Annotated in this window: 22 protein-coding genes; 5 read left to right on the forward strand and 17 right to left on the reverse strand. The window is 62.6% G+C overall.

Translation table 11 applies throughout. The features are described from left to right. Positions 1 to 365: 365 nt before the first annotated feature. From JWR51_RS15485 to JWR51_RS15525, 9 genes are all read right to left on the reverse strand, one after another. Positions 366 to 1340 carry an ABC transporter substrate-binding protein gene (locus JWR51_RS15485; RefSeq protein ID WP_299749260.1) on the reverse strand — a complete coding sequence of 325 codons (975 nt, stop codon included), beginning with the start codon at positions 1338 to 1340 and terminating at the stop codon, positions 366 to 368. A 28-nt stretch (positions 1341 to 1368) separates the two neighbouring features. Continuing rightward, on the reverse strand, positions 1369 to 2211 hold the full coding sequence (locus JWR51_RS15490; RefSeq protein ID WP_299749390.1) for an ABC transporter permease: 843 nt from the start codon (positions 2209 to 2211) through the stop codon (positions 1369 to 1371). A gap of 245 nt (positions 2212 to 2456) precedes the next feature. After that, positions 2457 to 3329, reverse strand: a complete 873-nt coding sequence (locus JWR51_RS15495) for an ABC transporter permease subunit (protein WP_299749263.1) — start codon at positions 3327 to 3329, stop codon at positions 2457 to 2459. After that, positions 3326 to 4129 (reverse strand): ABC transporter ATP-binding protein, encoded by an 804-nt coding sequence (locus tag JWR51_RS15500; protein WP_299749393.1) that lies wholly within the window; start codon positions 4127 to 4129, stop codon positions 3326 to 3328. Before JWR51_RS15500 ends, JWR51_RS15495 begins: the two co-directional genes overlap by 4 nt. Positions 4130 to 4254: 125 nt before the next feature. Continuing rightward, entirely contained in the window at positions 4255 to 5706 is a 1452-nt protein-coding gene (hydA, locus tag JWR51_RS15505; protein ID WP_299749266.1) for a dihydropyrimidinase, read from the reverse strand. Further along, positions 5703 to 6221, reverse strand: coding sequence for an endonuclease domain-containing protein (locus JWR51_RS15510; RefSeq protein ID WP_366525600.1), 519 nt, complete (start codon positions 6219 to 6221; stop codon positions 5703 to 5705). Before JWR51_RS15510 ends, hydA begins: the two co-directional genes overlap by 4 nt. Positions 6222 to 6312: 91 nt before the next feature. Then, the gene (locus tag JWR51_RS15515; protein WP_299749269.1) at positions 6313 to 7563 is read right to left on the reverse strand and encodes a Zn-dependent hydrolase; all 1251 of its coding nucleotides are present in this window, start codon (positions 7561 to 7563) and stop codon (positions 6313 to 6315) included. A 23-nt stretch (positions 7564 to 7586) separates the two neighbouring features. Continuing rightward, positions 7587 to 9080, reverse strand: a complete 1494-nt coding sequence (locus JWR51_RS15520; RefSeq protein ID WP_299749272.1) for a CoA-acylating methylmalonate-semialdehyde dehydrogenase — start codon at positions 9078 to 9080, stop codon at positions 7587 to 7589. Then, a complete protein-coding gene (locus JWR51_RS15525; protein WP_299749275.1) occupies positions 9080 to 10405 on the reverse strand; it encodes an aspartate aminotransferase family protein in 1326 nt (441 codons plus the stop codon). The genes JWR51_RS15520 and JWR51_RS15525 overlap by 1 nt, the downstream gene beginning before the upstream one ends. A gap of 131 nt (positions 10406 to 10536) precedes the next feature. On the opposite strand from JWR51_RS15525, the gene JWR51_RS15530 reads away from it, so the two are divergent. Together JWR51_RS15530 and JWR51_RS15535 are read left to right on the forward strand one after the other, a co-directional pair. Then, the gene (locus JWR51_RS15530; RefSeq protein WP_299749278.1) at positions 10537 to 11244 is read left to right on the forward strand and encodes a TetR family transcriptional regulator C-terminal domain-containing protein; all 708 of its coding nucleotides are present in this window, start codon (positions 10537 to 10539) and stop codon (positions 11242 to 11244) included. 76 nt (positions 11245 to 11320) lie between these two features. Beyond that, positions 11321 to 11923, forward strand: a complete 603-nt coding sequence (locus JWR51_RS15535; protein ID WP_299749281.1) for a dihydrofolate reductase family protein — start codon at positions 11321 to 11323, stop codon at positions 11921 to 11923. Here JWR51_RS15535 and JWR51_RS15540 read toward each other — a convergent pair. The 6 genes from JWR51_RS15540 to JWR51_RS15565 form a co-directional block, all read right to left on the reverse strand. After that, entirely contained in the window at positions 11920 to 12627 is a 708-nt protein-coding gene (locus JWR51_RS15540; protein ID WP_299749284.1) for a glutathione S-transferase, read from the reverse strand. The genes JWR51_RS15535 and JWR51_RS15540 overlap by 4 nt on opposite strands. 40 nt (positions 12628 to 12667) lie before the next feature. Further along, positions 12668 to 13072 (reverse strand): DUF4260 domain-containing protein, encoded by a 405-nt coding sequence (locus JWR51_RS15545; RefSeq protein ID WP_299749287.1) that lies wholly within the window; start codon positions 13070 to 13072, stop codon positions 12668 to 12670. 97 nt (positions 13073 to 13169) lie between these two features. Beyond that, the gene (locus JWR51_RS15550) at positions 13170 to 13802 is read right to left on the reverse strand and encodes a LuxR C-terminal-related transcriptional regulator (protein ID WP_299749290.1); all 633 of its coding nucleotides are present in this window, start codon (positions 13800 to 13802) and stop codon (positions 13170 to 13172) included. Between the two features lie 117 nt (positions 13803 to 13919). Further along, complete coding sequence (locus JWR51_RS15555; protein ID WP_299749293.1) at positions 13920 to 14384, reverse strand: carboxymuconolactone decarboxylase family protein; 465 nt, start codon at positions 14382 to 14384, stop codon at positions 13920 to 13922. 11 nt (positions 14385 to 14395) lie between these two features. After that, on the reverse strand, positions 14396 to 14902 hold the full coding sequence (locus tag JWR51_RS15560) for an Rrf2 family transcriptional regulator (protein ID WP_299749296.1): 507 nt from the start codon (positions 14900 to 14902) through the stop codon (positions 14396 to 14398). 77 nt (positions 14903 to 14979) lie between these two features. Beyond that, the gene (locus JWR51_RS15565; protein ID WP_299749298.1) at positions 14980 to 15351 is read right to left on the reverse strand and encodes a DoxX family protein; all 372 of its coding nucleotides are present in this window, start codon (positions 15349 to 15351) and stop codon (positions 14980 to 14982) included. Positions 15352 to 15822: 471 nt separating this feature from the next. Here JWR51_RS15565 and JWR51_RS15570 point away from each other — a divergent pair, with 471 nt between their 5' ends. After that, positions 15823 to 16179, forward strand: a complete 357-nt coding sequence (locus JWR51_RS15570; protein WP_299749301.1) for a septal ring lytic transglycosylase RlpA family protein — start codon at positions 15823 to 15825, stop codon at positions 16177 to 16179. A gap of 52 nt (positions 16180 to 16231) precedes the next feature. Here JWR51_RS15570 and JWR51_RS15575 read toward each other — a convergent pair whose 3' ends face one another. Both JWR51_RS15575 and JWR51_RS15580 read right to left on the reverse strand, forming a co-directional pair. Next, positions 16232 to 17197 carry an aldo/keto reductase gene (locus tag JWR51_RS15575; protein WP_299749304.1) on the reverse strand — a complete coding sequence of 322 codons (966 nt, stop codon included), beginning with the start codon at positions 17195 to 17197 and terminating at the stop codon, positions 16232 to 16234. 16 nt (positions 17198 to 17213) lie between these two features. Beyond that, positions 17214 to 17432: a hypothetical protein gene (locus JWR51_RS15580; protein ID WP_299749307.1), complete on the reverse strand. Its 219-nt coding sequence runs from the start codon at positions 17430 to 17432 to the stop codon at positions 17214 to 17216. A gap of 177 nt (positions 17433 to 17609) precedes the next feature. Between JWR51_RS15580 and JWR51_RS15585 the strand changes: the two genes are divergently transcribed. Together JWR51_RS15585 and JWR51_RS15590 are read left to right on the forward strand one after the other, a co-directional pair. After that, positions 17610 to 18488 (forward strand): LysR family transcriptional regulator, encoded by an 879-nt coding sequence (locus JWR51_RS15585; protein WP_299749310.1) that lies wholly within the window; start codon positions 17610 to 17612, stop codon positions 18486 to 18488. A gap of 112 nt (positions 18489 to 18600) precedes the next feature. Next, the gene (locus JWR51_RS15590) at positions 18601 to 19152 is read left to right on the forward strand and encodes a hypothetical protein (protein ID WP_299749312.1); all 552 of its coding nucleotides are present in this window, start codon (positions 18601 to 18603) and stop codon (positions 19150 to 19152) included. Positions 19153 to 19277 lie beyond the last annotated feature (125 nt).

Consider the following 19277-nt stretch of genomic DNA (forward strand, 5'->3'; position numbering starts at 1 on the left):
CCGACGAACGACAATACGGCCATCACGACCACGACGAGACCGACGAGATAAATGATCGAATTCATGACAGAGCCCTTCTTGTTGTTTGTAACGCAGAGAGTGCGAGACAAAACCTCCATCGCGGCATTTGGTTGCGGGGCTGCGCAAAAATGCGGCAGGTTTTGGGAGATGGTCTGGTTTGTACGGAGGTGGTGGGCGTCGGTGAGTTCTGGGCTTGGGACGACACCCCCTCCTACCTCCCCCATCTAGGGGGAGGTAGGAGGGGTGAAGCCGCTTGCGCGAAACCTTGATGCTCCCCCAAGGGGAGAGCCAAAAAAGGAAAAGGCGGGGATTCCTCCCCGCCCTTCCGCCGTGACTCGTCAGGCTTATTTAAGCCCGTCGGTAATGGCGGTGGTGAAAGCGTCCTTGGGCTGCGCGGTGATGATCTTCTGGTCGAGCAAGGCCTTGACGGTGCGGTCATACACCGCTTGATCCAGGGCCGGGTCGGCCGGGTCGACCAGCTTGCTGACCTCGCCCACCATGTAGAGCTGATGATCGAGCGTGGCGGCACCGGTTTCGTCGCTATCGACGACGATCTGGGCGGCTTCGGCGGGATTGTCGAGGGCGTACTGCCAGCCTTTCATCGAGGCGCGCACGAAGCGCGTATAGGCATCGGCCTTGGCGGGATCGGCCAGCGTGGGTTCCATGACATAGAGGCCGTCTTCGAGCAGGTCATTGCCCAGTTCGGTGTAGTTGAAGATGGTCAGGTTGTCCGGGCCATAGCCGGCATCGAGCGCCTGGCCATATTCGTTATAGGTCATGACCGAGATGCAGTCGGCCTGCTTCTGGATCATCGGCTGAATGTCGAAAGACTGCTGCAGCACCTTGACGTCGCCGCCTTCGGCGGTGCTGAGCCCGAGCTTGTTCATCCAGGCGAAGAACGGATATTCATTGCCAAAGAACCACACGCCGAGCGTATGACCCTTGAAGTCGGCTTCCGTCTTGATGCCGGTTTCCTTGGGGCAGATCATCATCAGGCCCGAGCGCTTGAAGGGCTGGGCGATATTGACCAGCGGCACGCCTTTTTCGCGCGCCGCCAAGGCACCGCCCATCCAGTCGACGATGATATCGGCGCCACCGCCGGCGATCACCTGTTCGGGGGCCACATTGGGGCCGCCGGGCAGGATGGTAATGTCGAGATTTTCGTCGGTATAGAAGCCTTTTTCCTTGGCCACGATATAGCCGGCAAACTGCGCTTGGGTGACCCATTTCAGCTGCAGCTTGAGAGCGTCCTGCGCCCAGGCAGACGATGCCGAGAGCGCCATGGCGCCAGCGGCCAACACGACTAGAAGTTTTTTCATTGTTGTTCCCTTTTTCCCTTTTTCCCTGTTATGCCCGCCCGCGAACGGACGGATGCCAGAACGTGACCGATCGCTCCACCAGAGCGATCACGCCATAGAAGGCAGACCCCGCGACCGCCGCCATGGCGATCTCTGCCCAGACCAGGTCGATATTTAGGCGGCCGACCTCGGTCGAAATCCGGAAGCCCATTCCCACAATGGGCGTCCCGAAAAACTCTGCGACGATGGCCCCAATCAGGGCCAGAGTCGAATTGATCTTGAGTGCGTTGAAGATGAAAGGCGCGGCCGCCGGCAGCCGCAACTTGAACAGCGTCTGCCAATAGTTCGCCGCATACGTCCGCATCAGGTCGCGCTCGATGGATGAGGCCGCATTGAGCCCGCTGACTGTATTGACCAGCATGGGAAAGAACGTCATCGCCACGACGACGGCTGCCTTGGACTGCCAATCGAAACCAAACCACATGACCATGATCGGCGCGATGCCGATAATGGGGAGCGCCGAGACGAAATTGCCAGTGGGCAGCAGGCCGGCCTTGAGAAAGGGCGAACGGTCGACCAGGATCGCCACGGCGAAACCGGCGGCGCAGCCCATGATATAGCCGGCCAGCACCGCCTTGAGGAAGGTCTGCTGGAAATCGGCCCACAGCGTGGGCAGCGAGGCGATGAGCCGCGTCCAGACCTGGGAGGGCGGCGGCAAGATGACCTGGGGCACATGGGTGCCGCGCGTCACCACTTCCCAGAACAGCAGGATCGACACGCCGAAGACCAGCGGGATCAGCATGCCGAAACCCGTTGCGCGCCCGGCGCGAATGGCGGCCGCCAGGCGCTCGACGAACAGCCAGGCAAACAACCAGGTCGCGATCAGCGCCATCCAGAAGAACGGCGGCGCCGGGTCGAGCGCGGCAAGACCGGCCAGGACGGCGACAGCACCGAGGGCAGCCACGGCGCCATCTGCCCACAAGCCGAGCGGCAGGGTGAAGCGCAGCAGGCTGAGGAAGCCGAGAGCCAGGAACGCCTTGAGCACCAGCGCTGTTTCGAGCGGCGTAGCAAAACTCAGGGCCAAACCCGCCGCGCAGAGGCCGCCGGCAACCAAAGCCAGATAATACTGCAGCTGGCTCATACGGGACGCGCTCCCATGCGGGCATTGACCAGGCGCTCGAGGACACCAACGGCGATGACCAGCACTGCGGCAAGGGCGGCCGCGATAAACAGGGCGGCCCAAATCTGCACGGTCTGGCCATTGTAGGAACCGGTGAGCAGGCGCACACCCAGCCCGCCGCCAGCATTGTTGGACAACTCGCCCACCACCGCGCCAATCAGCGAAATGGCAATGCCCACCTTCATGGACGCAAACAGGAACGGCATGGCAGAGGGCCAGCGCAGCTTGGCAAAGACCTGCCACGGCGTGGCGTTATAGGTTTGGAGCAGATCGAGCTGGATGGCTTCGGGGGTGCGCAGGCCCTTGACCATGCCGACAACGACCGGGAAAAAGCTGAGATACATCGAGATCAGGGCCTTGGGCAGCAGCCCGGTGACGCCGACGGCGCCAAAGCCGACCACCACCATGGGCGCGACGGCAAGGATCGGCACGGTCTGGCTGGCGATGATCCAGGGCATCAGCGATCGGTTGGCGGCATCGTTGTGCACGATGGCGACGGCGAGAGCGATGCCCAGCGCAGTGCCCAGCACGAAGCCGAACAGCGTGCCCGACAGCGTGATCCAGGCATGATAGGCCAGCGAGCGGCGCGAGGTCGGCGCGATGGCGATCGCCGCGTTCCAGATTTCGCCAAACACCTGATGGGGCGCGGGTAGCACCGGCTTGTCCTGCGCCCAGCTATCGAGGACGAATTGCTGCACCGGAACATCAACGAGACCGGCGCGGGCATAAAGCATGCTCTGCCAGGGCGCGTTCATCCAGATGGCGGCCGCGTACCAAAACAGCACGATGGCAAGCAGGACGATGAGGATGGGCAGCACGCGGCCCCTCATACCACGTCCTCATAGGAATGCCCGGCACGCAGCCCATCGCGTACGCGCGCCGCAATTGCCAGGAATTCCGGTGTCTCGCGGATATCCAGCGGACGCTCTTTCGGCAGCGTGCTCTCGATCACGTCGGTCACGCGGCCGGGGCGCGGCGACATGACCACGATCTTGGTCGAGAGATACACCGCCTCTGGGATGGAGTGGGTGACGAAGCAGATGGTCTTGTTGGTGGCGGCCCACAGCTTGAGCAGCTCGGAATTGAGATGATCGCGCACAATTTCGTCGAGCGCGCCGAAGGGCTCATCCATCAGCAGCAGGTCGGCATCGAAGGCGAGCGCGCGGGCGATGGAGGCGCGCTGCTGCATGCCACCCGAGAGCTGCCAGGGAAATTTCTGCTCGAACCCGGCCAGGTTCACCAGTTCCATGGTGCGAGCGATGCGCTGAGCCTGCTCCGCTTTGGGATAACCCATGATTTCCAGCGGCAGGGCGACGTTCTTTTCGATGGTGCGCCACGGATAGAGCGCTGGCGCCTGGAACACATAGCCGTAGGCTCGGGTTTCGCGCGCCTGGCGCGGCGTCATGCCATTGATCGACAGCGTGCCGGAGCTGGGCTGTTCCAGATCGGCGATGGTGCGCAGGAAGGTGGTTTTGCCGCAGCCCGATGGGCCGATGAACGAAACGAACTCGCCCTTGGCTATCGTCAAGTTGACGTCGCTGAGCGCGTGGACCGGGCCATCATTCGTGCCGAAAGTCAGGCTGAGATTTTGCGCGGAGACCACCGCCTGGGGCGGCGGGCCCTTGTCCATGTTGGCGGCAGATAAATCGGTCGTCATGGACAAAGGCGAAACCTTTCACTCGGAATAGAGGCGGCGGCGTTTGGCGCTTAATGCGACAGTCAGTGTCAACACGATGCTAGCCTATTGCTCACCATTCAGACCCCCGTCGCCGGAATGCCGGTCCGTTCGATCTTGCGGGGCGCCACGATATCTTTCCACTGCGACAGCGCGCGGTTCACAGGGTTTTTTGGCTCGCGGGCGACAAATTTGCCGTGGCCCTGCTCGGCCTTGATGTCGTTTTCCACGATGGAGACCTTGCCCCGACTCAGCACGAAACGCGGCAAGCCGGTGACTTCAAAACCTTCGAAGACGTTGTAATCAATCGCCGATTGCTGCTTGGCGGCGGTGATGGTCTTGCCGCGCTTGGGATCGAGCACCACAATATCGGCGTCAGCGCCGACCAGGATGGCGCCCTTCTTGGGATAGCAGTTCAAAATCTTGGCGATGTTGGTGGAAGTGACCGCTACGAACTCGTTCATGGTCAGCCGCCCGGTGGCGACGCCCTTGGTCCACAGCACCGGCAGACGATCTTCCAACCCCCCGGTTCCATTGGGAATCTTGGCGAAATTGCCGATGCCGTTGCGCTTCTGCGCCGTGGTGAAAGCACAGTGATCGGTGGCCACCACCTGCAGCGAGCCGGCAGCCAGGCCCGCCCATAGCGAATCCTGATGCAGCTTGTTGCGGAATGGCGGGGACATGACGCGGCGGGCCGCATAGTCCCAATCGGGATTGAAATATTCGCTTTCGTCCAGCGTCAGGTGCTGGATCAGCGGCTCGCCATAAACCCGCATGCCCTGCTGGCGCGCGCGGCGAATGGCTTCATGCGCCTGCTCGCAGGAGACGTGGACCACATAGAGCGGCACCCCGGCCATGTCGGCCAGCACGATGGCCCGGTTGGTGGCTTCGCCCTCGACTTCGGGCGGGCGCGAATAGGCATGGCCCTCGGGACCATTATTGCCCGCATCGAGCAGTTTTTGCGTCATGGCGGCAACGATGTCGCCGTTTTCGGCATGCACCAATGGGAGCGCGCCCAGTTCGGCACAGCGCGAGAACGATGAGAACATCTCGTCATCATTGACCATCAGCGAGCCCTTATAGGCCATGAAATGCTTGAAACTGGTAATGCCGCGATCCACCACCTCGGCCATTTCGCGCCAGACCTGCTCATCCCACCAGGTGATCGCCATGTGGAAGGAATAATCGGTGCTCGCCTTCGAGGTTTTGTTGTCCCACATCTGGAGGGCTTCGAGCAGGCTCTGGCCCGGATTGGGCAGGCAGAAATCCACCACCATGGTGGTGCCGCCAGCGAGCGCCGCGCGGGTGCCGGATTCGAAATCATCGGAGGAATAGGTGCCCATGAACGGCATTTCCAGATGCGTGTGGGGGTCGATCCCGCCGGGCATGACGTAGCAGCCGGTGGCGTCGAGCGTGGTATCGCCGGACAGGTTAGGACCGATCTCGATGATGGTTTCGCCATCGATGAGCACATCGGCGGCATAGGTGAGATCGGCAGTGACGACGGTGCCGTTTTTGATGACTGTGGTCATGGGATGGGCCTTTCGTGGGAAAGCGCACCCTCACCCGTCTCGCCCTGCGGGCGATCCACCCTCTCCCCGACGGGGAGAGGAATAGAAAGGTGTCGTGCGGCTATTGATGCGGCGGCGGCTCTGGCGCCTCTTATTCCTCTCCCCGTCGGGGAGAGGGTGGCCGGAGCGTAGCGGAGGTCGGGTGAGGGTGTCTGCTCTATGACGCGAGTGATGGCATCGAGAACGCCGTCGCGATTCTCAAGCACTTCGTTGTTCCAGAAGCGCAGGACAGAGTAGCCTTGGCTATTCAGGTAACCTGTTCGAGCGATATCCGATTGCGACCCATCATGTTGGCCGCCATCGACTTCGATAATCAGCATATGCTCACGACAGGCGAAGTCTGCGAAATATGGGCCGATCGCGAGCTGTCGAACAAATTTGTTGCCGCCCAATGCGCGACTGCGGAGCGAATACCAGAGCCGGTTTTCGGCATCGGTTCCGTCTTGTCGCAAAAGGCGGGCGCGGCGTTCGATCACAGGGCACCCTCACCCGTCCCGGCTGCGCCGAGCCACCCTCTCCCCGACGGGGAGAGGAATGGAGGCCAGCATCGATGCCTTGCGGAAATCATCACTCCACAATCCCCGCTGTTTCTACCACCGCGTGAAACAGCACATCCGCCCCCGCGGCCGCCCATTCCTTGGAGATATCTTCCGCCTCGTTGTGGCTGAGCCCGTCCACACACGGACACATCACCATCGCCGTTGGTGCAACGCGGTTGATCCAGCATGCGTCGTGGCCGGCACCGGAGATGATGTTTCGGTGGGAGTACCCCAGCCGCTCAGCGGCGTTGCGGATGGCGGAGACGCAGCCTGGATCGAAGGTCACCGGATCGAAATGGCCGACCTGCTCGATCTCGGCACCGATATCCATGTCCGAAATGATGGCTTCGATGCCGGTGCGGATGGTCAGGTCCATCTCGTCCAATGTCGCCTTGCTGGGCGAGCGAATGTCGATGGTGAAGACCGTCTTGCCGGCGATGATGTTGCGCGAGTTGGGATAGACCTCGATATGGCCGACGGCGCCAACGGCATCGGGCTGGTGGCTCATGGCGGTGTGGTGGACGAGTTCAATGACGCGGGCCATGCCGAGGCTGGCATTGCGGCGCTTGGGCATGGGGGTGGAGCCGGTATGGGCTTCCTTGCCGGTCAGGGTGACCTGGAGCCATTTGAGGCCCTGGCCGTGGGTCACGACACCGATGTCGATGCCTTCGTCCTCAAGGATTGGGCCTTGCTCGATATGCAGTTCGAAGAAGGCGTGGATCTTGCGGTCGCCGACCTTCTCGCTTCCCTTCCAGCCGATGCGGGCGAGCTCGTCGCCGAACTTTTTGCCGTCCTTGTCGGTGTGGGCATAGACGTCGGCCTGGTCGAGCACGCCGGCGAAGACGCCCGAGGCCATCATGGCGGGGGCGAAGCGGGCGCCCTCCTCGTTGGTCCAGTTGGTAACGACGATAGGGTGGCGCGTCTTGATGCCCAGATCGTTGAGGGTGCGCACGACTTCGAGGCCGCCCAGCACGCCCAGCACGCCATCATATTTGCCGCCGGTGGGCTGGGTATCGAGGTGGGAGCCGACATAGACGGGCGCGAGGCTTGGATCGGTGCCTTCGCGGCGGGCGAACATGGTGCCCATTTCATCGACGCCCATGGTGAGGCCGGCGGCCTCGCACCAGGATTGAAACAGGTGGCGGCCTTCGCCGTCGGCGTCGGTCACCGTCTGGCGGTTGTTACCGCCAGCAATGCCGGGGCCGATCTTGGCCATGTCCATGAGACTATCCCAGAGCCGGTCACCATTGATCCGAAGATTTTCGCCGGGAGAGGACATGGGACTACCTATATGACTAGAGGCTATTTGTGGGTCGGGAAGGAGAATTCCGCGCCGCCCTTGATGCCGGCGGGCCAGCGGGTGGTGACGGTTTTCAGCCGCGTGTAGAAGTGCACGCCTTCGGGGCCGTAGATGGAGTGATCGCCGAAGAGGCTCCGCTTCCAGCCGCCGAAGGAGTGGTAGGCGACCGGGACCGGGATCGGGACGTTGATGCCCACCATGCCCACTTCGATCTTGTCGGCAAACTCACGGGCGGCGTCGCCGTCGCGGGTGAAGATGGCGGTGCCATTGCCGTATTCATGGGTGTTGATCAGATCGACCGCCTCGGCATAGTCCTTGGCGCGGACCACCGACAGAACGGGGCCGAAGATTTCTTCCTTGTAGATGGTCATGTCGCGGGTGACGTTGTCGAACAGCGTGCCGCCGACATAATAGCCGCCTTCATAACCCTGCAATTTGAAGCCACGGCCATCGACGACGAGTTCGGCGCCCTGTTCCACGCCGGCGTCGATATAACCGAGGATCTTGTCGCGGTGCATCCTGGTGACGACCGGACCCATTTCGGCGTCCTTGTCGGTCGCCGGACCGATCTTGAGGGCTTCGACGCGGGGCTTCAGTTTTGCGACCAGCGCATCGGCGGTTTCCTTGCCGACCGGGACAGCCACCGAGATGGCCATGCAGCGTTCGCCGGCCGAGCCGTAGCCGGCGCCCATCAGGGCGTCGGCGGCCTGGTCGAGATCGGCGTCGGGCATGATGACCATGTGGTTCTTGGCGCCGCCGAGAGCCTGAACGCGCTTACCGGCCTTGGTGCCGCGCTGGTAGACATATTCGGCGATCGGGGTCGAGCCAACAAAGGACACGGCCTTGATATCGGGATGGTCCAAAATGCCGTCGACCATTTCCTTGTCGCCGTGAACGATATTGAGCACGCCTTCGGGCAGGCCGGCGTCCATGATCAGGTTCCAGGCCAGCATGGAGGCCGAGGGATCGCGTTCGGAGGGCTTCAGGATGAAGGTATTGCCGCAGGCGATGGCGGCTGGATACATCCACATCGGCACCATGGCCGGGAAGTTGAATGGGGTGATACCGGCAACGACGCCCAGCGCTTGGCGATCCGAATGGGTATCGATCGAGGGGCCGACATTGCGCGAGAATTCGCCTTTGAGCAGTTGGGGAATGCCGCAGGCGAAATCGACGCAGTCGATGCCGCGGGCAAGTTCACCCAAGGCATCGTCATGCACCTTGCCGTGTTCGCTGGAAATGGCGCGCGCCAATTCGTCGGCGTTTGCTTCCAGCAATTGCTTGAACTTGAACATGACGCGGGCGCGCTTCATCGGCGGGGTATTGGCCCAAGCCGGCCAGGCTTTTTTGGCCGAAGCGACGGCGTCGTTGAGTTCGCTCAGCGTCGATAGCGGCAGCTCGGCCGATTGCTCGCCGGTGGCAGGATTGAACACGGGCACCCGACGGCCGGTGGAGACATAGCGTTTGCCGGCTACGGCGTTTTCGATGATGTCCATTATTCGATGCTCCTCAGCACGGCGCGGATGCCGTCGACCAATTCATCGATCTGCGACTTGGAGATGATCAGCGGCGGGCTGAGGGCGATGATATCGCCGGTGGTGCGCACGAGGAAACCCGATTCATAGGCGGCCAGGAACGCCGAGAAGGCGCGCTTGGTGGGCGAGCCGGCAATGGGTTCGAGTTCGATGGCGCCGATCAGGCCGATATTGCGGATATCGATGACGTGCGGCTCGTCCTTGAGCGAGTGCAGCGCATCGGCCCAATAGGGCGCCAGTTCGGTGCCGCGCGTCAGCAGGTCTTCCTGCTTGTAGGTTTCGAGCGTGGCCAGCGCCGCCGCCGAGGCCACCGGATTGCCCGAATAGGTATAGCCGTGGAAGAACTCGATGACGTGTTCGGGGCCACCCATGAAGGCGTCGTGGATGTCGCCGGTGACCAGAACCGCGCCCATCGGGATGATGCCGTTGGTCAGGCCCTTGGCGGTTACCAGGATATCAGGGGTGACGTCGAAGTAATCGGCGCCAAATGGGGTGCCGAGGCGGCCGAAGCCGGTGATGACTTCGTCGAAAATCAGCAGGATGCCGTGCTTCTTGGTGATCTCGCGCAGGCGCTTAAGGTAGCCGACGGGCGGGATCAACACGCCAGTGGAACCGGCGACCGGCTCGACGATGACGGCGGCAATGGTGGACGCGTCATGCAAGGTGACGATGCGTTCCAGCTCATCGGCCAGCTCGGTGCCGTATTCGGGTACGCCCTTCGTGAAGGCATTCTTGGCCAGGTTATGCGTGTGCGGCATGTGATCGACGCCGCCCAGCAGCGTGCCGAACATCTTGCGGTTGGTGACGATGCCGCCCACCGAAATGCCGCCGAAATTGACGCCGTGATAGGCGCGTTCGCGGCCGATCAGGCGGGTGCGGGCGCCCTCGCCCTTTACGCGGTGATAGGCCAGGGCGACCTTGAGCGCGGTTTCGACAGACTCGGAGCCCGAATTGGTGAACAGCACATGGTCGAGCCCCTTGGGCGAAATATCGACCAGGCGATTGGCCAGCTCGAACGCCTTAGGATGGCCCATCTGGAACGCGGGCGCATAATCGAGTTCGGCAGCCTGCTTGGCGATGGCCTCGACGATGAGCGGACGCGCATGGCCGGCATTGACGCACCAGAGGCCCGCCGTGCCATCCAGAACCTGGCGGCCGTCGGACGTGGTATAGTGCATATCCTTGGCGGCCACGAACATGCGCGGCGCTTTTTTGAACTGCCGGTTCGCGGTGAACGGCATCCAGAATGCGCTCAGATCGTTGGGCACTGCATTGGAATTTGACACGGTGTCTGGCTCCCTATTGGTCGATGACTTTTTCGGTCTTGTTGATTGGCTCTTGACGTGGGAACGCAAACCCAAGAATTTTGACCAGTTGGAAAAATGTTAGCACTCCCAAACTTTCCCGCAAGGCGAAAATGGTTCCCACCAAGGTGAAAAACGCCGACACGTCCGCACTCATCGAACGAGACGGCAAGCCCCTGGGGAAAGCCGGCGCCAAGCCGCGACCGCTGACCCGCATCCAACGGGAAAAGCAGAACGTGATCCTCGAGGCTGCGCTCGAAGTGTTCGCGGTGCACGGCTTTCGTGGCTCCACCATCGACCAGATCGCCGAGGTGGCGGGGATGAGCAAACCCAACTTGCTGTATTATTTTCCGCGCAAGGAAGAGATCCACCGCCGGCTGATCAGCGAGCTGTTGGTGACCTGGCTGGCGCCTCTGCGCGAGATGGATGCGAAAGGCGATCCGTTCCCCGAAATCCGCTCCTATATTCGGCGCAAGCTGGAAATGGCGCGCGACTATCCGCGCGAAAGCCGGCTGTTCGCCAATGAGATGCTGCAGGGCGCGCCGCATATCATCGAGATGATCGAAATCGATCTGAAGAACCTGGTCGATGAGAAGGCAGGGATTTTGCTGGGCTGGATGGACGAGGGGAAGCTGGCGCGCACCGATCCCTATCACCTGATCTTTTCGATCTGGGCGACAACGCAGCACTATGCCGATTTCGACGTGCAGGTGCGCGCCGTGCTGGGGCCCAGCCGCGGCGGCGAAGGCCGCTTCGAGGACGCGGCGCGGTATCTGGAGCAGTTGTTTTTGTATGGGCTGACGCCAAGGGCGAAGTCATAAACAATTAGGCGTTCGCTTGACAATCGAATGGCACTATCCTATTGGTTAATTAAATACTTAAGTATTGGAGCGGAAAATGGCTCAGCAGGTTCAAGCCCATATGATGCTGTCGCTGGACGGGTTCGGCACCGGCCTCAACCAGACAAGGGAACGCCCGTTTGGGAGCGTCGACCCGTCACAGCTGGGCCGCTGGATGTTCGAGGACGCCGACAACAACCGGGCCGAACTCACCGCCATCACCAATTATGGCGCCTTCATCATGGGCCGGAACATGTTCGCGGCCCCCGGACCGGATGTGTGGGAACTTGAGTGGAAGGGCTGGTGGGGTCCCAATCCGCCTTATCACGCACCGGTTTTCGTGCTCACCCACTATGCGCGCCCAGCCATCGAAATGGAGGGCGGCACGACATTTCATTTCGTCACCGAGGGCCAGGAAGTCGCCCTGGCGCGTGCCCGGGAGGCGGCGGGCGAGCGCGACGTGGCGGTGGCAGGCGGCGTCAGCACCACGCGGCATTATCTCAATAGCGGGGCGATCGAGCAGCTTCACCTGCAGATCGCGCCGGTGATCATCGGCGCCGGCGAGCGGCTCTGGGATGGATTGACGGCAAAGCTCGACCCTGTCGGTGCACGCCCTACGCGGTTCGCCACGCATATGGATTATCGGGTGGTGAAGGCCTAGGCGTCCAGCTCTGGATAGTGCCGAAACAGGTCGTCCTCATTGCCCGGCAGGCGGCGTTCGCTTTGCAGATAGGCCTTGATATTGGGGCGTTCGGCAACGGCATCATGCAAGGCGCGGACTTTTGGGTAGTCCCCGCCGATCCGCGCCATCAGCTTGGGGAAAGCGTAGTCGAGCCCTTCGACAATCTGGAACAGTGACAGGTCGGCATAGCTCAGGCGGGCGCCGACCAGATGGGCCGAACCCCTGGGATTGCGGGCCAGGATGGTTTCGAACCAGTCGAGGAATTTGGGAACGCGCTGCCGGCGGAAATCGGCGGCGCGGCGCCTCGATTCGGGTTTCTGGTCTTCGTAGTAGAAATCGGCACCGAGGGGATGATGCGCGTCGTGCCCCTCGGTCACGAGGTCGGCGATGGTGAGCTGGATCTGAAGGGTCCAGAGGCGCAGACGGGGGTCTTTGGGCGCGAGATCGAGCCGGTCGCCGAGATAGAGCAGAATGGCGGAGGCCTGGCCGAGGATCAGGTCGCCATCTTTGAGGAATGGCGGCGCGAAGGAGGGCGTTTGCGCCTTTTTGGTCAGCGCCTCGATGACGCCATCGCCCTGCTCGCGCGCCATGTCGTGGTAGGGCGCCCCGGCCTCCTCTAGCGCCAGACGGATATATTCGCCGCGGCCCTGGATGCCGGTCCAATAGTAAAGTTCATAAGCCATGGCGGCATAATGGCCGAGCCGCCAAGGCGTTCCAGTGGCGTTAGCGGGCTTTGCCCTTGCGACCGAGATGCGTGTCGCCGAGCCCGGTGCTGAGCTTGAGGCCGTAGCCGATCATGCGGTCCATGCCGATATGGGCGACCCAGATGGCAGCCAAGCCGAAAGCCCAAGGGCCGACGAGCAGTCCGAGCATGGCCAGCAGCGCAGGGCCGACATAGTTGTGCACCAGATTGTAGCTCAGCGTGCCGGCGCGGAAGGAGCGAAGATAGCCCAGCATGGCAAGGTCTGGCGCAAGCAGCAAAACGCCGAAGACCAGCCAGGATTGTCCGAGCCAGGTATAGGCCGCAACGCTGGCACCCAGCATGACGGCGCCTTCGAGGCGCTGGAACCAGATGACGTTGGCATCGAGAGATACAGGCGTTTCGGTAGATGCGGCAGCGAGGGTCATGGCGTGTCCTTTCAGGTGATGACCCGATGTACTCCACACACATATGTTTGGCTTTCCGCCAAATCATCCGGGCTGCCATTCAATTTTGAATATCGCGTCAGGCCGGCCTGGCCTGCGCCATGATGGCGAGCGGACGCCCCTCGGGGTCGGCGAAGAAGGCCATCCATTCCTCGGTGCCATCAGGGTGGGTGTGGATGCGATGCGGGGCGGCGGTGAAGACGGCGCCGCGGGCCGCGAGCGCCGCATGGGCGGCAAGAATATCGGGCACCTGGAAATAGAGCACGGATTCCGACAGCGACGGGGCCGCCTGCTGTTGCAGGTAAAGCCGCAGGCCGCCGCAATCGAAAAACGCCAGGTCGCCATAGGTATAGAGGTGGGGCAGGCCGAGCACGTCGCGGTAGAAGGCGGTGGCGGCCGCAATATCGGCGACGCTGCGCGAGACCTGGCCGATGGGGCCAAGCTGGACGGGATCGGGCATGGGGGTTGTCCTTGCATTGAGGGCGCTGGCGGCGGGCACGGCAAACCAGTGGCGCAGCGCCTGCCGGTCAGCGAGGCCAAGCTTGCCCATGATATTGGCGAGGTGGAACTTGACCGCGTCCAGGCTGATGCCGCGCCGCCGGGCGATCTGGCGATTGCTCATGCCGTGCTGGGCAGCGTGCACCACCCGCCATTCGGCGGGGGTCAGGCGATCATCATGGGGCGGCCTGCCCCGCTGCCGTTTTGGTGCCATGACACATTCTAGCCGATCCGGCGGGTAATTTCCCTCCCCCCGGGGAGGTGTCGTGGCGGCGCGGGGGTCGGGCCGCCACGACAGGCGTCACAAAGCGCCGGCGATAGGTCGAAAAGGTCAGGCGGCGATAGCGGGTTTATCGATCGGGTGCTGGCTGCGCAGGCCGACGGCGAGGCGGTTCCAGACATTGATGGCGCCGATGGCGACGGTGATCTTGGTGATGTCCTCGTCGGAGAAATGCGCCTTGAGGGCCTGGAAATCGGCGTCCGGCGCGCGGGTATCGGCCAGCAAAGTCAGGGCTTCGGTCCAGCCCAGAACGGCGCGTTCCTCGGCGCTATAGACTGGGGATTCCTGCCAGGCGGAGACCAGGTTGATCCACTGCTCGCCCATGCCGCCGCGGCGGGCTTCCTTGACGTGCATGTCAACGCAGAAGGCGCAGCCATTGAGCTGGGAGGCGCGCAGCTTGATCAGGTGGATGAGGTGGTGCGGCAGGCCGCTATCCTTGACCACGTAGCGGTCGAGCGCGGAGACGGCCTTGGTGGCTTCGGGCGCGGCGGCGTAGAAATCGATGCGAGCTTGCATAAGAAAGTCCTTCAGTTGGGATGGGGTTGGCGCCGTTCGTGGCGATCGAGGAAAGCGCAGCTGCGCTGGTTGATGGCGGCGCCGAGCGGGGTGGCCTTGTCGGTTTCGAGATCGGCGAGGCTGACCTTGCGCAGTTCGGCGCGGTAGGCCTGCTCGGCTTTGAGCATGGCGGCGTTCACAGCGCAGGGCGCCTTGGAGAATTCCGGCGCCAGGGGGAACGGGCCGCGCTGGCGGATTTCGGCGCAGCGAAAGGCCGGTGCCGCGCCTTCGACGGCAAGCACGATATCGAGCAGTGAAATCTTGTCGGCGGGCCGAGCCAGGCGGTAGCCGCCCTTGGGACCCGGGACTGACTGCAGAATGCCGGCACCGGCCAGAGCCTGCAGATGCTTGAGCAGATAGCTGGTGGAAACACCGTGATATTCGGCCAGAGCCGCGGCGGCGAGGACACCGTCAGCCGCGAGGCCCGACAATACCAGAACGCTGTGGATGGCTTGTTCGACACCGTCGCCGAGTTTCATGGACATCTCCTATCGTGGATAACTTATATCCACGATAGTGCGAGGCCGTCAAGCCCGTGCCGAGGCGATGCGAAAAACTAGAGCGAGAGGCCGATGATCTGCAGCAGGCCGGCGGCGAGGGTAATGTTGACCAGCACCAGATAGAGATGCGGGTCGCGCTCCTTGCCGTGGAACAGGAAGAGATTGTGGTACATCGCCGTGGCCAGCACGAGGAAGACGATTAGCAGCGCGGCGCCATAGATGGTCCAGAAGCCAAGCACGAGCGACAGCCCGCCGATTAGTTGCATGGCGAAGCCCAGGGCCACGATGGGCGGCGGCAGGTCCCAGCCGTAATTGGTCTTTGACGGAATGCGCGTTTTGAAACCGGCGAAGTTGCGCAGGCCGGCGATCAGGAAAAACAGGCCGAAGACAATACGGCCGATAAGAATGAATGTTGTGGCAAGTGTCATGACGTCCCCCGTCGCTCATTGGCGACTCGGGCGCCATATTGCTTGGAGCAGCGCGGGCGCGGAAGCCGCAATCCACGGTTTTTGGCGTTTAGGCGCCGTAGTGGGCGTCACAATCGTGCCTTATTCAGGCATGGACGGCCCCAAAACTGCCCAAAGTTCTGCTGGAACCTTGCAAAAAGTGCGGGTGGCCGGCCCTAAGCGCGGAACTGTTGCCACAAAGTCGCACGACGCAAATCCAATTTCGCCACGGGCGGAATCCGTGCGCTCCATACGCCGATGGGGTTTGATTTTAGATTCATATCCTGCGCCCAGCAGAGTCTTGGCCGGCATATTAACCAATGGTAACGCGATTTACCGCGCCTTATCGGCAACAGATCGGGGCCGGAGGGTCATTATGGCAATTGGCCCACATTGTGGCCCCGGCCCGCCATTAAGCCTCTGTTCAGGAACAACTGAAGAGAGACTAGACGCTTGATCAAAAAGACCGTGTTCGCCGCTGCACTTGCTGCTGCAGTCCTGACAATGTCCACTGCTGGTGCCTTTGCCCAATGCGGCGGCGCCTCCTGGTACGGCCCCGGCTTCAATGGCCACCGCGCCGCCTCCGGCCAGATCTTCAACCAGAATGCCATGACGGCGGCCCATCGCTCGCTGCCCTTCGGCACCAAATTGCGCGTTACCGACCAGCGCACCGGTAATGCGGTGATCGTGACCATCAACGATCGTGGCCCCTTCCATGGCCGCCGCATTATCGATCTGTCGGCCGGTGCCGCATCCAAGCTTGGCTTCCGCAATCGCGGCACCACTTCGGTCTGCATCGAACAAATCTGAACGAGAATACAGATTATGAATGGGCCGCTCCTTGGGGGCGGCCCATTTATTTTCAGAGGCGCAAACCCAGCGCGTCGATGGCGGCAACCTGCTCGGCATCGAGCGGGCCTTGACGCTCGGCGTCGAGCGCCTGCTCCAGTTCGGCAACGTTCTTGACCCCCAGCACCAGCGTATCGACGCCGTCCACGCCGACGGCATAGCGGTGGGCAATGATGGCCGGGTCCTCGCCCCATTGCTTGCACAGCGCGCGATAGGATGCGGCGCGGTCGAAGTCGGCGCTGGTGGGGCTTTGTTCGGGGCGGTCGATCCCGGACGTCAGGGCGCCAGCCTGCACGGCGCGGACACCCATGACGCCGACGCCATGGGTTTTGGCGGCTGTAATGACGTCTCGTGGGCGCGGCGCGAGGCCAGTGCCGTTCATCTCGCCGGGGCTATCCATCAGATTGGCGATCGCCTGGACCACGGCGGGGCGTGGGCCGGAAGACATTGCGTCCACGGTGGCGGCGGCGTGGTTGATCCCGGTAATGCCCCAGGCGCCGATTAAACCCTCCGAGACCAGCCGCTCGAAAGCTGGCACCACCGCCTGGCGATAGAGGCTGAGGCTCGTGGAGCGGATGTCCTTGGGCGGTTGGCCGGCGCGATATTCGAAATCGTCGGGTCGGATTTCGCTGTGCAGGATCATCAGGTCGACGCGCGGTAGCCGCATGGCGGCAAGGCTCGCGTCGAGCGAAGCCCGCAAGCGATCATAGACCTCGCTCGCCGGCGGCGTGCCCAGGCCATACTTGGTGGTGATGCGCACGCCGTCGGGCAGTTTGCCGCCGAAGGCCTTGGCAACCATCTTCTCGCAATTCTTGTAGCCGGGCGCGGTATCAATGAGGTCGATGCCGGCATCCACCGCGCGGCGCAGCGTATCGACCGAGTCGGTGTCCGAGGCCTCGCCCCAGAGCTGGCCGATGCCGCCGCCGCCCAGGGTGAGGCGGCTGACGGGACCAAATGGGCCGAGTGTGTTGATCTGCATTGTGGTTCTCCTCGTTTCAGGCGACCAGACCACAATCGGCCTCGTCGCAACTGGTTGCAGGGGTCGCGGTACGGGCCTGCTGGGCGGCCTTGGCATTGCGGCGGGCAATGATCCTGATGGCGTCGCGCTCGATGCCCATATCGGCCAGCATCCGGTCGTCGGCGCTTTCGAGGTATCGCGTGGTATCGAGCCGCAATTGCCAGATGCGATAGCGGGCGATGAGGTTTTGCAGCATGGAAAATCTCCTGAATTTTCGGCATGGCAAGGCCAGCGCCGGCCCTGGGCCGGTTTTTCAATAGTGCTGTTTTGCCGGAGATGGTTTGGCGCTGTGTCGCGCCGCAGGGACATACTTGCCCGGATTACAGCGCTACCGCTATGGTCAGGAACGCAATGAGCTTTGCAGAATTGAAAAATGGACTTTGGCTGGGACGACCTGAGGGTGTTTCTTGATGTCGCGCGGCTGGGCGGGCTGAGCGCCGCGACGGCGACCACCGGCCTCAGCGCGGCGACACTGGGCCGGCGCGTCAATGCGCTCGAGCGGCAAATTGGCGAGCCGCTGTTTCACCGCTCGCAGCAGGGCTATCGACTGACCAGCGCGGGCGAAGACCTGCTGGCGCGCGCCGAGGATGTGGAGGCCGCCATGCTGTCGCTGACGCGGTGGAAGGAAGGCAACCTGCGCGACCGCATCGTGCGGCTATCGGCGGGACCATGGACCTCAGCCTTCGTGTCGCGCCATATCGGCAGGGTGTGGACCGTCGCCGACCGGTTCGGGCTGGAACTGGTGACCGCCAATGAGAAGGTGGATATCGGGCGCCGCAATGCCGACCTGGGCATCCGCAATCAGCGGCCGACCGAGCAATGGCTGGCCGGCCGGCAGATCGGCAGCGTCGCCTATGGGCTCTATTCTGGACGTGAACTGATCAATGGCGTAGCCGCCGGCCTGTTCGTCGGCGTGGCTGGCGAGGGAGCCCAGACTGCTTCGGCGCGCTGGATCGAGGCGCGTCATGGCGATCGTATCGGGGTGCGTGGCAATGACGCCATGAGCGTCAAGGAACTGGTGGCGGCTGGCGCGGGGCTGTCGGTGTTGCCGTGCTTCGTGGGCGATAGCGATGAGCGGCTGATCCGGGTGGCACCACTGATCGGCGAATTGCGCACCGACCAATGGCTGGTGAGCCATCACGAGGAGCGCCATAGTCTGGCCGTGCGCACCATCGGCGACCGCATCGCCGCGCTGATGCGTGATAATGCGCCGCTGTTTCGCGGCGAGCGGCCGTTGCATCAGGGCAAATAGCACGCGCGGATTGTCATCCGTGTACAAACCAGCCCGCCTGTTAGCGCGCTCTTAGCAATGGTGGACGTAACGTGCTGGCGGGAACTAAATTTGGTCGGGGACGCGACCTTCAATGCATGCCACCGCTTTCATCATCGGCCCCACCACCGGGGCCGGCGCCGCTTTGGCGGATATCGCGCGAACCCTCAAGTTCGCGGCGGTACTGCCCTATGGGGGCATCGAGGCCGCCGAGAGCCAGGCGCACAAGACGCCGGTCTGCTATTTCCTGTTCGCCCCGGTGGTGCAGATTGCCAGCCTGGGCGAAATTGCCGAGGCAATCCGCTTCTGTCCGAGCCGGCGCGTGCGGTTTTCACCGATGATCTATTTCTCCGACAAGACCTCGGTGGAGGTCATTTCGGCCTGCATCAATCTGGGGTTCGACGACATCATCACCATGCCGTTCACCCAGCAGCGGGTGAGCGAGCGGATCGGGCGGCAGGTGGGGCCGAACTTGACCTATTTCGAAACCTCGAGCTATTTCGGCCCCGATCGGCGCGACCGGGTGACGGCGCCGAACCTGCCCGCCGAAAACCGGCTGGGTGGCCAATTCCGGCGGCTGGAAATCGTGCGCAGCTTCGAGGCGGGCGTCAGCGTGTTGCGGGACGACAGCTACGCGATGGTGTGACGGCGCGCGCCGCGGAGCCTGCGCGCAATTGTAGCCATACGAGCAATTGCCTTTATTCAAACGTTGCAATAAACGGTTTTACAGCATTTGAGACGCTGTTTCGCCGCACGGCGAATCCGGTTAGC

It is taken from the genome of Devosia sp., from assembly GCF_028290625.1.
Classification (GTDB): Bacteria; Pseudomonadota; Alphaproteobacteria; order Rhizobiales; family Devosiaceae; genus Devosia.